Raw genomic sequence first — 14240 nt, 5'->3', positions numbered from 1 at the left:
GGGTCAGGTTGTCGGGCGCAGCTCGGTGAGGAGCTTTTCCACCCGGGCGCGGATCTCGTCGCGGATGGGGCGTACGGCTTCGACGCCCTTGCCGGCGGGGTCGTCGAGTTTCCAGTCCTCGTAGCGCTTGCCGGGCAAGACCGGGCAGGCGTCACCGCAGCCCATGGTCACGATGACGTCCGAGGACTCGGCCGTGGCGTACTCGAGGAGCTTGGGGGTCTGGTCGGTGATGTCGATGCCGACCTCGCGCATGGCCTGTACCGCGGCGGGGTTGACCGTCTCGGCCGGGGCGGAGCCGGCGGAGCGGACTTCGACGGTGTCGCCGGCGAGGTGGCGCAGCCAGCCGGCGGCCATTTGGGAGCGGCCGGCGTTGTGCACGCAGACGAACAGGACGCTGGGCTTGTCGGACATCAGGAGCCTCTCTCGAGGTACGGGTCGCCGGGCCGGTTGACCGGCGCCCGGGCCGGAATCGGCGGGTGAGCTGGCGTGTTCAGGCGGGATCGTCGAGCGCCCGGTCGCGCCCGTTCGCCGGAACGACCACCTGGTCGGCGGCCCGTCCGGCGTCGGGGTAGAGGGCGGCAAGGAGCACGATGCCGACGGCGAGGCCGATGAGCTGGGCGATGACGAAGCCGGGCACGGAGGCGGGGGCGATGCCGGCGAAGGTGTCGGTGAACGCCCGCCCGATCGTGACCGCCGGGTTGGCGAACGAGGTGGACGAGGTGAACCAGTACGCCGCGCCGATGTAGGCGCCGACGGCGGCCGGGGCGACCGGCGCGCGACCGGAGCGGGCGAGGGCGAAGATCAGCAGGATCAGCCCGGCGGTGGCGACGACCTCACCGAGCCACAGGTGTCCCGCCGCGCGGTCCCTGGCGGCGAAGTCGACGGCGGCCAGGTCGAACATGAGGTTGGCGAGGACCGACCCCGTGATGGCCCCGAGGATCTGGGCCGCGCTCTAACCGGCGAGGTCACGGCCGGTGAGGCCGGTGCCGGTGCGGCGGCCGAGGAACCAGCCCGCCGCGGACACGACCGGATTGAGGTGCGCCCCGGAGACCGGCCCGAAGATCAGAATCAGGGCGCCCAGGGCGAACGCGGTGGCGACCGAGTTCTCCAGCAGTTGGAGCCCGACGTCGTCGGGGGAGAGGGTGGTGGCCATGATGCCGGAGCCGACCACGGCGGTGACCAGCAGGGCGGTGCCGGTGAACTCGGCCAGCAGGCGCCGCCGTAATGCGATGGTCATCCGTCTCTTCTCTTCGTCTTGGCGTGCGTCGGCGGCGGCTTACGCGGCGGTGGTCGGCTCGACGGTGAGCAGCGCGGCGAGCTGGCGCAGGATGGCCGGCCGGGCACGGTAGTACACCCAGGTGCCCCGCCGCTCCGCGTCGACGAGCCCCGCCTCGCGCAGCGTCTTCAGGTGATGGGAGATCGTCGGGCCGGTCAGGTCGAACGCTGGCGTCAGGTCGCAGACGCACACCTCCCCGCCCTTCGCGGAGGCGATCATCGACATCAGCTGCAGCCGTACCGGGTCGCCGAGGGCCTTGAACGCCGGCGCGAGCACCGTGGCGGTCTCGGCCGGTACGCGCTGCTGCGCAAGGGAAGGGCAGCAGGGCGTGTCAGCGCTCAGACTGAGGAGGGCCAGGAGGGCCTGCTTCGACATGTCTCTAGGTTGACGTACATCTAATCAATGTGCAACTCTCTGCTTCGAGAGACGTCAAGACAGCCGACTTGAGGGGAGGGAAAATGGTCACCACCGGCCGATCAGCGGGCAGGCCCGCGGACGTCGTCCTGGGCCGACCCGCACCCAGCCCGAACGGAGCCTGCTGATGGTCGACATCTCCGTGCGTCCCATGGCTGCCGGTGACGCCGAGCGGGTCCTGGCGATCTACCAGGCCGGGCTCGACGCCGGCGACGCCAGCTTCGAGGTCACAGCGCCGACCTGGTCGGCGTTCGACGCCGCGAGGCTGACCGCGCACCGCTTCGTGGCCGTCAGCGGCGACGGCGCCGTCCTCGGCTGGATCGCGGTCTCGCCAACCTCGACCCGCGCGGTCTACGCGGGCGTGGTCGAACACTCCGTCTACGTCGACCCCGCCGCCCACGGGCGCGGGATCGCCCGACTGCTGCTGGACACGCTGATCGCCTCGACCGAAGCCGCCGGCATCTGGACGATCCAGTCCGGAGTCTTTCCGGAGAACACCGCCAGCCTCACCCTGCACGAGCGGGCCGGGTTCCGCGTCATCGGCGTTCGCGAGCGCGTCGGTCGCCATCACGACCGCTGGCGGGACGTCGTCCTGCTGGAACGCCGCAGCCCCACCATCACCTGACGAGCCCCCCGCCGCGAGCACCAGGCCCCGGCCATCTTTCTGATTCGACATACTTCAAGACAGGAGTCACGTGATGAGCGCCCTGGACAGCCTTCCCATCGCAGTGATCGGCGCCGGACCGATCGGTCTGGCCGCCGCCGCGCACCTGCACGAGCGGGGGATCGCCTGCACCGTCCTGGAAGCCGGCGAGACGGCCGGCGCGGCGGTGCGGCAGTGGGGGCACGTGCGGGTGTTCTCCCCGTGGCGCTACAACATCGACCCGGCCGCCCGCCGGATCCTGGACGGGGCCGGTTGGGTCGCCCCCGACCTGGAGGCCCTGCCGACCGGAGCGGAGTTGGTCGGCGAGTACCTGCGGCCTCTCGCGGAGCTGCCGCAGCTCAAGCCGTACGTGCGCTACGGCGCCCGGGTCGAGGCGATCGGCCGCCTGGGCCTGGACCGGCTGCGTACCGCCGGCCGTGACAGCACCCCGTTCCTGATCCGCCTCGCCGACGGCGACGAGCTGCTCGCCCGCGCCGTGATCGACGCCTCCGGCACCTGGGCCACCCCGAACGTGCTCGGCGCGTCCGGCCTGCCCGCTCGGGGCGAGACCAATGTCGCTTCGTTCCTGGAGCACGCGCTGCCCGACGTGCTCGGCGCGGCCCGGGACCGGTTCGCCGGTCGGCACACCCTGGTTGTCGGGGCCGGCCACTCCGCCGCGAACACGCTGCTGTCCCTGGCCGAGCTGGCCGAATCCACGCCGGGCACCGAGGTGACCTGGGCGATCCGCACCGCCTCACCGGCGCGTACCTACGGCGGCGGGGACGCTGACGCGCTGCCGGCCCGCGGTGCGCTGGGCTCGCGGCTGCGCGCCCACGTCGACGCCGGTCGGATCCGGCTGCTCACCGGCTTCTCCGTGCACGCCCTCACCCCCACCGACGGCCGGGTGAGTGTCGTCGTGCGGCATGGCGACGGCGGCGAAGAGTCCGTCACCGCGGACCGGATCGTCGCCGCGACGGGCTTTCGGCCCGACCACTCGATCGCCGCCGAGCTGCGCCTGGACCTCGACCCGATCATGGGCGCCACCCGCGCCCTCGCGCCGCTGATCGACCCGAACGAGCACTCCTGCGGCACGGTGCCCCCGCACGGCGTCGACGAGCTCGCTCACCCGGAGCCCGGCTACTACGCCGTCGGTATGAAGTCCTACGGTCGGGCGCCGACGTTCCTGATGGCCACCGGCTACGAGCAGGTCCGCTCCGTCGTCGCCGCCCTCGCCGGCGACTGGGCCGCCGCCCGTGACGTCCAGCTCGACCTGCCCGAAACCGGCGTGTGCAACAGCAACCCCGCGGACTCCGCCGCCGGCGATAGCTGCTGCGGGCCGGCGCCCGCCGCCGAGCCGACAGCGCGCGGGCTCGCCACCGGTATCTCCGGGGGCCTGCTGTCCGCGCCCCTGAACCTGATCGCCCTCGACGCCGCCCCCACCGGCGGGCAGGCCGGCGGCTGCTGCGGCAGCTGATGGCGCACCACGACGATGCCCGTCGATTGCACAGCGGCAGGCCGCCGCACCAGCCGCGACGTAGGATCGCCTCCTACACCCGTCAGGTCCTGCCGCGTTCGTCGAGCCCAGGTTGACGTCGGCGACCTGGTTGTCCAGGGGGTCTGCGATGACCGCACACAACGCCGAGATCAACGGCGGCGAGCCCGATGAGATCGACTACGACGAGACCTACCGCGAAACCGCCAGCTCGGGTGGGCCACCGTGGGACATCGGCGGCCCGCAGCCGGCACTCGCGCAGGTGCTGGACAACGGGGTGAAGGGCCCGAAGGTGCTCGACGTCGGCTGCGGCACGGGCGATCTCGCGATCGCCCTCGCCCGCCGCGGCTACGAGGTGACGGCGGTCGACATCTCACGCGTGGCGATCGACATGGCCCGCGCCAAGGCCGCCAGCCAGGGCTTGACGGTGAACTTCGAGGTCCAGGATGCCAGGGCCCTGTCGTTGTCGTCGGCACCGTTCGACACGGTGTTCGACTCCGGCCTGCTCCACAGCCTCAACCGGCGCGGCGGCGGCGAGGTGGACGAATACGTCGCGCTGCTGCCGGGTCTCGCCGCGCCGGGCGCGAGCGTCTTCGTCCTGGCGGTGTCCTTGAAGGCGGGCCACGGCTGGGGCGTGACCGAGGACCTCCTGCGGGCGGGCTTCCCCGAGCCGGAGTGGGTCGACACGGAGGTCGAGGAGATCGACGTGGCCGCGGAGACAGGCGGCCGTCAGCTTCTCCTGGCCGGCTTCCTGCTCCGCACGGTCCGAGCCTTCGGCACCTAGCCGGCGGCCCGCCCCACACCGCCTCCGTGGCCACAGCTGAGCCGCGTCAGTCCAGGCAGAACTCGTTGCCCTCGGGGTCGGTCATCACGATGTGGCCGGCGCTCAGTGGGGGAGCCGGCTCGTCACGACGTACCCGCGTCGCTCCCAGCGCCACGAGCCGGTCGCACTCGGCCTCCAGCGCCGCCATCCGCTTTTCTCCCTCCAGCCCGGGGGCCACACGGACGTCGAGGTGGACGCGGTTCTTGGCGACCTTGTCCTCCGGCACCTGCTGGAAGAACAGCCGTGGGCCGTGCCCGTCCGGGTCCTCGATGGCCGATCTCGTGTTGCGCTGCTCCTCCGGTACGCCGATTCGCGCCAGGAAGTCGTCCCACGCGGCCAACGGGTCGGCGCCCTCGGGCAGGTCGACTCCGGGCGGGCCGGGGAGGACGTATTCCAGTACGTCGCGCCAGAAGGACGAAAGCGCCCGCGGGTCGTGGGCGTCGAAGGTGACCTGGAGGTGGCGGCTCATCGGTGCTCCGTTCGTAGCGGGTCTCGTAGGTCGCGCAGCGGGCAGACCTTCATCCCGGAGGGATGACGGCATTCCCAACGACCGTCGGCTGTGTACCTTGTAGAGGTCGAACGCGGCGATGGGGGGCCTGGTGACTGGCCGGAGCGGGGAACTGTCAGCGGCGGACCGGATCGACACCACGGTCGCGCACCCGGCTCGCAGGTACAACTACCTGCTGGGCGGCAAGGACAATTTCGCTGCCGACCGGGAGTCCGGTGACGCCCTCGCGGCCGCGATGCCCACCGTCCGGCTGGCCGCCGTCGAGAACCGGATGTTCCTGCAGCGGGCGGTGCGTTTCCTGGCGCAACAAGGCGTCCGGCAGTTCCTGGATATCGGCACCGGGATCCCGACCGCCGACAACACCCACGAGGTCGCCCAGGCGATCGACCCGACCGCCCGGGTCGTCTACGTCGACAACGACCCGATCGTCCTCGCCCACGCCCGCGCGCTGTTGAGCAGCACAGCTGAGGGCCACACTGCCTACCTCGACGCCGACCTGCGTGAGCCGGAGCAGATCCTCGCCCACCCGGATCTGCGGACCACGTTGGACCTGTCCCAGCCCGTCGCGCTGATGCTGGTGGCGATCCTGCACTTCATCCGTGATGACGAAGACCCCGGGGGCATCCTCGCCCGGCTCGTCGCCGCGCTCCCGGCCGGCAGCTACGTGGTCGCCTCGCACGTCACCTGGGAATTCCTCCCGCCGGCCGTGATCGCGAAGCTCGAAGCCAACAATCACGACGGCAGGTTCCGTGCCCGGAGCACGGAGCAGTTCGCCGGCCTGCTCGATGGGATGGAACTCGTCGATCCGGGCATCGTGTCCGTGGCGCGGTGGCGCGCGGATGACGCCCCGCAGCCCCGTCCATCCGTGCAGGACGTGTCCTTCAACGGCGCCGTCGCCCGCATCGTGCGATAGCCAGCAGCGGCGGGTTGATCGACTGCGGCGGACCTACAGGGCGCGGGCAAGGGCCCGGCGCTGTGCGACCGGGTCCAGCCGGGACGTCTGCCCTCGATCGTGAGTGTGGCCAGCAGCCCCGGGTGGTCGGTCGCCCCGTGCATGCCTATCGACCGGCTGCAACAGATCGTGACGTCGGCTGTCGCCATCAGGTGCTGTAGCGCGCCGTCGTCGACCCGCAGGTAGTCCGGCGGCATGCAGGACCGCACGTCGGGGGAGCGGTCGTGCCGGAGGTTGAGGTCGCCGCTCAGCACCGTGGGCGCGTACCCACTGCTCCTGCGGATCGCTGGTACGACCGTGTCGAGCAGGTGATGGCACTGGGCGAGCGCGACGGTGAGGCTGGTGGCCGCCAGGTGTGTGGTGCAGGCGTGCAGCGCGCGAGGGACGTGGACGCAGACCCAGGCTCGTTGCTCGGGGTCCGAGACGTCCTGGGTCGGGTAGATCCCGCTGCGGACCGTGTACGGGGTGCTCGCCGCCTTGAGGTGGGTCAGTAGTCCGATGCCGTACGGCTCGCCGTTGCGGCACTGGGTGACGGAGCCGCTGGGGCGGTCGCCGGCAGCCGTGAAGGCGGACACGACGGCGCCGCCGGTGTGGACGTTCGCGAGCACGCCCTCCAGCGCGGCCACATCGTCCCGGCAGATCTCGTTGAGGGACACCACGTCGGGCAGCTCCGCACTGATCGCCTCAGCCGCCGCGGTCACCGACCGACCCGTGTAGCAGCCGGCCCGGCCGCTGTTGCAGAGGTTCATCTGGAGCACCCGCAGGGCCGCGGACCGGGTCGTGGAGGCCGCCGATGAACCGGCCGGCACCGCGGCGGCGGCGATCAGGCACACGACGGCCAGTGCCCGGCGGGTAGTCCGGTACCAACGGTCAGCCATGCGCCGTCCACGGACTCTGACCAGGAGCGGGACCGCGCAGCAGACGGCACCTCCGGGGATCGTGGGTGACGTCGACGGCTGGCTGCTCGGACACGCGGACTCCGGATGACGCAGGCGAGAGTCTTCGCTGAGGTGCCAGCGATCTTACTGCTGGCCCATCGGCAGGAGCATCATCGTCGCGTGCGGGCCGTGTGGGGCGCAAAGCCTCACACGGCCCGGTGGTGTTCCGGTGTTCCCGGAGCGGGTCAGCGGCGCGGCTTCGGTGCGACGCGTGGCAGGACGTACGGCGGGCCGGCGAAGATCAGGTCGGACTTCAGCTCGTGGTACGCCCGCTTGGGCTGGTAGTTCTCGTCGTAGATGGCGGCCATGCCCTGCGGCGGCTCGGTGAACCACCCCGGCACCCAGGAGTGCCTGTCGGTGAAACCCCAGACGGTGTACGACAGGCAGCTGCGTACGGCGAGGCAGGCCTTCATCAGCACGCTGAAGTTGGCGGCTGACGCCTGCAACCGGGGGTTGATCTCGGCCGAGTTGCCGGCCTGGACCGCCTCGGTCATCTCGCTGCGAACGTCGACCTCGGTGAACGCGGTGGCGACACCGAGCGCGGCGAACTTCTTCAGCGCGGCGGTCACCTGGAGGGTGTCGTAGTTGCCGTACTGGGTGCCCAGATGGCCCTGGGAGCCGATGCCGTCGATCGGGACGCCCTGGGCGCGCAACCCCTTGACCATGTCGTAGACGAACTGCGGTTTGTCGTCGGCGGGGTTGCCGGAGCCGAACGCCTCGATGTTGTAGTCGTTGTAGAACAGCAGCGCCCTGGGGTCGGCGGCCCGCGCCCAGCGGAACGCGTCGGCGATGTAGCCGGGCCCGAGGTTCTGCGCCCAGAAGCCCTTGTAGTGCAGGGTCGACGGGGTGTCCCACGGGTCGCCGACCGCCTCGTTGACCACGTCCCACTGCCAGATCTTGCCCTTGTAGCGGCTGACGACGGTGGTGATGTGCTTGCGCAGCAGCTCGCGCAGCTCCTGCTTGCTGATGGAGCCGTCGGCGACCCCGCTGGTCAGCCAGGTGGGCAGCTGGTTGTGCCAGACCAGCACGTGGCCGCGCACGCTCTGCTTGTTGCGTCGCGCGAACTCGACGAGTTGATCGGCCGCGGCCCAGTCGTACACGCCGCGGGTGGGTTCCAGGCTCTCCCACTTCATCGCGTTCTCGGCGGTGACCGAGGAGAACTCGGAGGCGGCCAGGCGGCGGTACTGCGGGTCGTTGGCGTCGTTGAGGGCTGCCAGGTCCACCGCGGTGCCGACCTGGAGGCCGTGGCGCAGCCCGAGAGCGGCCAGGCTCTGGGCGGTCGGATCGTACGGCCGGCTCGCGGTGGCGGGCACCGCGTTCAGTGCCGCAACGGTCGCGACCGCGACCGCGCCGACACTGATCCACCGTCGTTGCTTCATCTGCCTTCCTTTCGGCATCAATCGATAGAAATCGATCATAAAGTGGAGGGTGCGGGCATGGTGCTGGTGGGCTGGAAGTGAGGCCGGTGCGGGGTGTCCGGAGGTCTCGGGCTGACCGAGGTGGCGCTGACAGCTCCGCCGTGTGGAGACCGGAAACCTGCTCGAAACGTTAAGTCGGTCGATGGAGCCCGTCAAGCGCGAACACTTCCGGAAATTCAACCCGTGACCTGCGCAGCACCGGTGCGGTCCGGCTCGAAACTTTCGAAACCTGATAGCACTGGCAGATCAAGAGGCGGGCTCGGACGTAGCGGCATCTGCCACTGCGTGCCGTGGTCCTGGCGTCGACGCTCGGCGCCCCACCCGTGGTGCGCTCCGTCACCCCTCGCTTGCCGATGGGAGGGCCCGCACGATGGCCGCCGCCAGGGTCATCGCCTTCTCCTGAGCCGCGGCGGTGATCTCGGCGGCGGAGTTCAGCTTGCGCGGCCACAACGTGAGCGCCTCGATGCTGATCAGCAGTGGCCCGTGTGCGAAGACCAGCCGCGCATCGCCGGGCAGATACGCCACGCCGGCTTCGATCTCCGGGTTCACCCGCTTCACCGTCGCCGAGGTCAGCCGCGCGCTCGTCGGGCCGACCGCCACCGTGCGTGCTCCCCACCGGGCAGTCGCCTGGCCGATGTTGAGCCGGAACTCGTCACTCGGGCACTTCGCGGTGCGCACCTGGTTTGCGGCGTCGGCGGCCGCGGAGTCCTCGGACAGATGGACCACCCGGACGTCCATGAGGGTCATCGGGGGCTGGATGTTCTGGAAGGACGGCACGGGATTGACCTCAAGGCCAGCGGCCCACACCGCATCAAGATCAAGCCCGACCCCCATCGCCCGGTTCGGGTCGGTGATGAGCAGGTCGCAGGGTTCGAAATGGGCCTCGCCGGTCTCGATCTCGCCCTGCCGGATGTCGTCCCCGACACCGGTCTGCTCGACCAGCCCACCGATCATCGCCATCAGAGCCTGCGGCTCGGCCGGTCTCGCCGACGGCGCGGGGTCCACCGAGGGCGGTGGGGGTGGTGGTGGCGGGACAGGGCGCTGCGCGCAGCCGGCAAGTCCCGCCATGACCAACACGCTCGCGATCAGCGATCCTCCGCGCATCCAGTCACCCGCACCCATCGCCCCCCGCTTCCATCCGCGGCCGCAGCATACCGACGTGGAGATTAACGGCGGCTGAACGTGGCGGCCGCCGGGCCGGCGTCGCGGGCCGCACCCGGCTCTCGCCGCCTCGCGGCTCATTTGCCGCTCGCCGCGCCTGAGGCGCCGTTCGCCGCACCGGGTCGACCGCTCCCGGCGACTGTGTCGTCGCTCAGGTCGCGGGTCCGAACTGCAAGAACTACAGTCGGCAGGAGCGCGTCCAATCGATCACCACGCATGTCATGGTGAGGAGCGAGCCGATGACCATCCCTGCGGGCATCGAGGTCACGGGCCCGATGCACCCCCGGTACGACGAGATCCTCACCCCGGAGGCGCTGACCTTCCTCGCCGATCTGCATCGCGCCTTCGACCCGCGTCGCCGGGACCTGCTCGCCCTCCGACGGCAGCGTGAGGCCGAGCTGGCCGACGGTGGTTTGCTGGACTTCCTGCCCGAGACCCGGGAGATCCGCGAGGCCGACTGGCGGGTCGCCGAGCCGGCACCCGGCCTGGTCGACCGCCGCGTCGAGATCACCGGCCCCACCGACGCGAAGATGACCATCAACGCGCTCAACTCCGGGGCGAAGGTGTGGCTGGCCGACCACGAGGACGCCAACACCCCGCTCTGGGAGAACGTCATCTCCGGTCAGCTCAACCTGCGCGACGCCATCGACGGCAAGCTCGCCTTCACATCCCCCGAGGGCAAGCAGTACGCGTTGCACGACGGTCAACTGGCTACGATCGTGGTACGCCCGCGCGGCTGGCACCTCACCGAGAAGCACATCCTCGTCGACGGCGAGCGCACCTCCGGCAGCCTCGTCGACTTCGGGCTCTACTTGTTCCACTGCGCCCGCCGGCAGATCGACCGCGGCGCCGGGCCCTACTTCTACCTGCCCAAGATGGAAAGCCACCTCGAAGCGCGATTGTGGAACGACGTCTTCCTGGCCGCTCAGGAACGGCTCGACATCCCGCGCGGCACCATCCGTGCCACCGTGCTGATCGAGACCTTCCCGGCCGCGTTCGAGATGGACGAGATCCTCTACGAGCTGCGGGAGCACTCCGCCGGGCTGAACGCCGGCCGGTGGGACTACATGTTCAGCGTGATCAAGAAGTTCCGCACCCGGGGCGCCGACTTCCTGCTGCCGGACCGGAACGCGGTGACGATGACCGTGCCGTTCATGCGGGCGTACACCGAGCTGCTGGTGCGGACCTGCCACCGACGTGGCGCGCACGCCATCGGCGGAATGGCCGCCTTCATCCCCAGTCGACGCGACCCGCAGGTCAACGAGACCGCCCTGGCGAAGGTCCGCGACGACAAGACCCGCGAGGCCGGCGACGGTTTCGACGGCTCCTGGGTGGCCCACCCCGACCTGGTGCCGATCTGCCGGGAGGTCTTCGACACGGTGCTCGGCGACCGGCCGAACCAGCTCGACCGCACCCGCGACGACGTGCGGGTCACCGCCGCGGACCTGCTCTCCGTGCGCGCCACCCCGGGCCCGCACAGCGAGACCGGGCTGCGCAACGCGGTCAGCGTCGGCGTGCAGTACCTGGCCAGCTGGCTGCGTGGCTCCGGCGCGGTGGCCATCTTCAACCTCATGGAGGACGCCGCCACGGCGGAGATCTCCCGCAGCCAGGTGTGGCAGTGGCTGCACAACGACCTCACCCTCGACGACACCGGCGCCCGGGTCACCCGGGAGCTGGTCGAGCGGATCGCCGACGAGGAGATCGCCAAGCTCCCCGGCGACCCGGGCGACTACACCGCCGCCCGGACGCTGTTCATGGAGGTCGCCGTCGCCGACGACTTCGCGGACTTCCTCACCGTGCCGGCGTACGAACGGATGCCCTGACCGACGACCGACCCGACGCGCGGAGGTGGGCGATGAGCACAGCCAGAATGGACCTTGAAGCTCTCACCGTCGCCCTGCGGGCCGCCATCGGCGCGGATCGGGTGATCAGCGACCGACAGCAGCTGCGCACCTACGAGTGCGACGGGCTGGCCCAGTACAAGGTGGTCCCCGCCCTCGTCGCCCTTCCCGCCGATGCCGCGCAGTGCGCCGCCGTGGTCCGCGCCTGCGTCGCCGCCGACACCCCGTTCGTGGCCCGCGGCTCCGGCACCGGGCTCTCCGGAGGCGCGCTGCCGCACGCCGACGGCGTCCTGATCGTCACCTCGCAGATGCGGGAGATCCTGGAGGTCGCGCCGTCCGACGAGCGGGCGGTGGTGCAGCCCGGCGTGATCAACCTGGCGGTCAGCCGGGCCGCCGCCCCGCACGGTTGGTACTACGCGCCCGACCCGTCCAGCCAGCAGATTTGCTCCATCGGCGGGAACGTGGCGGAGAACTCCGGCGGCGCCCACTGCCTGAAGTACGGCTTCACGACCAACCACGTCACGGGCGTCGAGCTGGTCACCCCCGACGGCGATCGGGTACGCCTCGGCGGCCGGGCGCCCGACGCCCCCGGCTACGACCTGCTCGGAGCGTTCGTCGGCTCCGAGGGCACCCTCGGCATCGCCACCGAGGTGACCGTGCGGCTGACCCGGTTGCCCGAGTCGGTGCGCACCCTGCTGGCCGCCTTCGAGAGCACCGACCAGGCTGGCGCGGCGACCTCGGCGATCATCGCGGCGGGGGTGGTGCCGGCGGCGGTGGAGATGATGGACGCGCTCGCCATCTCCGCCGCCGAGGAGGCCGTGCACTGTGGCTACCCGGCCGGTGCCGGCGCCGTGCTCATCGTCGAGCTGGACGGGCCGGAACCGGAGGTGGCCGCCCAGTTCGACCAGGTGGTACGGCTCTGCCGGGACAACCGGGCGTTCGAGATTCGGATCGCCGCCGACGACGCCGAGCGGGCGCTGTTCTGGAAGGGCCGCAAGTCCGCGTTCGCCGCCGTCGGGCGGATCAGCCCCGACTACATCGTCCAGGACGGGGTCATCCCGCGCACCGCCCTGCCCGCGGTGCTGCGCCGCATCGGTGAGCTCTCCGCCGAACGCGGCATCCGGGTCGCCAACGTCTTTCACGCCGGCGACGGCAACCTGCACCCGCTCGTCCTCTTCGACGCGGCCGTCGACGGGCAGACCGAACGCGCCGAGGAGGTCTCCGGCGCGATCCTCGACCTCTGCGTGAGCCACGGTGGGTCGATCACCGGTGAGCACGGCGTCGGCATGGACAAGGCGAAGTACATGCCGCGGATGTTCACCGACGACGACCTGGACACCATGCAGTTGCTGCGCTGCGCGTTCGACCCGGCCGGTCTGGCGAACCCCGGCAAGGTCTTCCCGACGCCCCGGCTCTGCGGTGAGATCCCCGGTCGACGCAAGGGGGTCCATCCGGCGCAGGAGGCCGGCCTGGCGGAGGCGTTCTGATGCCCACCGACGCGATCCTCGACCGGCTCCGCGCCGCCGCCGGAGAGACCACGACCGACGGCCGGCGCTCGGACGGCTCCGAGTCGGTCCGGCCGGCCGGCGAGCACGACGTGATCGCCGGGGTGCCCGCGCGCTACGTCGCCGCACCCCGCGACACCGCCGGGGCCGCGGCCCTGCTGCGGACGGCCGCCGCCCTCGACCTCGCGGTGACGGTCCGCGGCGCCGCCACGAAGCAGTCGTGGGGAGGCCCACCCTCGCGACTCGACCTCATCCTCGACACCACCGCGCTGGCCGGGGTGGTCGAGCACGCCGCCGGTGACCTGATCACCGTGGTCCGGGCCGGCACCCGCCTCGACGAGCTGGCCGCCACCCTGGCCGGCGCCCGCCAGCAGCTCGCCCTCGACGCGGCGCTGCCCGGCGGCACGGTCGGCGGGATGGTCGCCACCAACGCCAGCGGGCCCCGCCGGATGCTCTACGGCACGGTGCGCGACCTGATCATCGGGGTCACCATGGTCCGCGCCGACGGCGTGATCGCGCACGCCGGCGGCAAGGTGGTCAAGAACGTCGCCGGCTACGACCTGGCCAAGCTGGTCACCGGCGCGTACGGCACGCTCGGGCTGATCACCGAGTGCGCGTTCCGGCTGCACCCGCTGCCGCCCGCGGTCGCGTACGTCACCCGCCGGACCGACGACCCGGCCGAGGCGGGTCGGCTCGCCGGCAGCGTACGCGCCGCGCAGCTCGTGCCCACCGCGCTGGAGCTGGACGCGCCGGCCGGTGGGGGAGCGGCGGTGACGGTGCTGCTGGAGGGCACCGCGGCCGGGGTGGCCGCCCGCGCGGAGGCGACCCGCCGGCTGCTCGGCGTCGACGCCACCGCGTCCGACGAGCCTCCGGACGGCTGGGGCCGGTACCCGTGGCGGGACGGCGACACCGGGCTGAAGCTGACCGCAGCGCTCTCCGGCGTACCCCGGCTGCTGGCCGACGCCCGGGCCGCGGCCGACCGGCGCGGCCTGCCGCTCGCGCTGCGCGGCTCGGCCGGCGTCGGAGTGCTCTACGCCGGGCTGCCCGGCACGGCCGACCCGCAGCGGGTCGCCGACCTGGTCGACGCGCTGCGGACGGCGAGCGCCGCCGTCGCCGGGCACGCCGTGGTGCTCACCGCGCCCCCGCCCGTGCGGGACCGGGTCGACCTGTGGGGACCCGTCGACGGTCTGGCACTGATGCGCCGGGTCAAGGAGCGCTTCGACCCCGATGCCCGGCTCGCGCCCGGCCGATTCGTGGGAGGGATCTGAG

The 14240-nt window shown here is 71.6% G+C and carries 14 protein-coding genes; 7 read left to right on the top strand and 7 right to left on the bottom strand.

What is annotated here, in order from left to right; all coding sequences use genetic code 11:
- Positions 1-3: 3 nt before the first annotated feature.
- The 4 genes from BUS84_RS12225 to BUS84_RS12215 form a co-directional block, all read right to left on the bottom strand.
- Positions 4-411, bottom strand: a complete 408-nt coding sequence (locus BUS84_RS12225; protein WP_074311465.1) for an arsenate reductase ArsC — start codon at positions 409-411, stop codon at positions 4-6.
- A 79-nt stretch (positions 412-490) separates the two neighbouring features.
- Positions 491-901 (bottom strand): MIP/aquaporin family protein, encoded by a 411-nt coding sequence (locus BUS84_RS39830; protein ID WP_244298487.1) that lies wholly within the window; start codon positions 899-901, stop codon positions 491-493.
- A gap of 51 nt (positions 902-952) precedes the next feature.
- Positions 953-1237, bottom strand: a complete 285-nt coding sequence (locus tag BUS84_RS39825) for an aquaporin (RefSeq protein WP_244298486.1) — start codon at positions 1235-1237, stop codon at positions 953-955.
- Positions 1238-1276: 39 nt separating this feature from the next.
- Positions 1277-1651 carry an ArsR/SmtB family transcription factor gene (locus tag BUS84_RS12215; protein WP_074311463.1) on the bottom strand — a complete coding sequence of 125 codons (375 nt, stop codon included), beginning with the start codon at positions 1649-1651 and terminating at the stop codon, positions 1277-1279.
- Between the two features lie 166 nt (positions 1652-1817).
- On the opposite strand from BUS84_RS12215, the gene BUS84_RS12210 reads away from it, so the two are divergent.
- The 3 genes from BUS84_RS12210 to BUS84_RS12200 all read left to right on the top strand — a co-directional run bounded on the left by BUS84_RS12210 (position 1818) and on the right by BUS84_RS12200 (position 4609).
- The gene (locus tag BUS84_RS12210; RefSeq protein ID WP_074311461.1) at positions 1818-2315 is read left to right on the top strand and encodes a GNAT family N-acetyltransferase; all 498 of its coding nucleotides are present in this window, start codon (positions 1818-1820) and stop codon (positions 2313-2315) included.
- A gap of 73 nt (positions 2316-2388) precedes the next feature.
- The gene (locus BUS84_RS12205; RefSeq protein WP_074311459.1) at positions 2389-3807 is read left to right on the top strand and encodes an FAD-dependent oxidoreductase; all 1419 of its coding nucleotides are present in this window, start codon (positions 2389-2391) and stop codon (positions 3805-3807) included.
- 148 nt (positions 3808-3955) lie between these two features.
- The gene (locus tag BUS84_RS12200) at positions 3956-4609 is read left to right on the top strand and encodes a class I SAM-dependent methyltransferase (RefSeq protein ID WP_074311457.1); all 654 of its coding nucleotides are present in this window, start codon (positions 3956-3958) and stop codon (positions 4607-4609) included.
- 46 nt (positions 4610-4655) lie between these two features.
- Here the strand turns inward: BUS84_RS12200 and BUS84_RS12195 are convergent, their stop codons facing one another.
- Positions 4656-5117, bottom strand: coding sequence for a VOC family protein (locus BUS84_RS12195; RefSeq protein ID WP_074311455.1), 462 nt, complete (start codon positions 5115-5117; stop codon positions 4656-4658).
- A 130-nt stretch (positions 5118-5247) separates the two neighbouring features.
- Here BUS84_RS12195 and BUS84_RS12190 point away from each other — a divergent pair, with 130 nt between their 5' ends.
- Positions 5248-6069 (top strand): SAM-dependent methyltransferase, encoded by an 822-nt coding sequence (locus BUS84_RS12190; protein WP_244298485.1) that lies wholly within the window; start codon positions 5248-5250, stop codon positions 6067-6069.
- Between the two features lie 1162 nt (positions 6070-7231).
- Here BUS84_RS12190 and BUS84_RS12185 read toward each other — a convergent pair.
- A complete protein-coding gene (locus tag BUS84_RS12185; protein WP_074311451.1) occupies positions 7232-8425 on the bottom strand; it encodes an endo-1,4-beta-xylanase in 1194 nt (397 codons plus the stop codon).
- A 375-nt stretch (positions 8426-8800) separates the two neighbouring features.
- Positions 8801-9706 (bottom strand): hypothetical protein, encoded by a 906-nt coding sequence (locus BUS84_RS12180; protein WP_244298484.1) that lies wholly within the window; start codon positions 9704-9706, stop codon positions 8801-8803.
- 158 nt (positions 9707-9864) lie between these two features.
- On the opposite strand from BUS84_RS12180, the gene aceB reads away from it, so the two are divergent.
- Genes aceB through BUS84_RS12165 form a run of 3 tightly spaced genes read left to right on the top strand, consistent with a single transcriptional unit; the run spans position 9865 to position 14239 of the window.
- A complete protein-coding gene (gene aceB, locus BUS84_RS12175; protein ID WP_074311447.1) occupies positions 9865-11448 on the top strand; it encodes a malate synthase A in 1584 nt (527 codons plus the stop codon).
- A gap of 32 nt (positions 11449-11480) precedes the next feature.
- Entirely contained in the window at positions 11481-12953 is a 1473-nt protein-coding gene (locus BUS84_RS12170; RefSeq protein ID WP_074311445.1) for an FAD-linked oxidase C-terminal domain-containing protein, read from the top strand.
- A complete protein-coding gene (locus BUS84_RS12165; RefSeq protein WP_084757362.1) occupies positions 12953-14239 on the top strand; it encodes an FAD-binding oxidoreductase in 1287 nt (428 codons plus the stop codon). The genes BUS84_RS12170 and BUS84_RS12165 overlap by 1 nt, the downstream gene beginning before the upstream one ends.
- Position 14240: the final 1 nt, after the last annotated feature.

Origin of the sequence: Micromonospora cremea (assembly GCF_900143515.1) — a bacterium.
GTDB lineage: Bacteria > Actinomycetota > Actinomycetes > Mycobacteriales > Micromonosporaceae > Micromonospora > Micromonospora cremea.
This window is presented reverse-complemented; position numbering and strand designations above follow the sequence as displayed.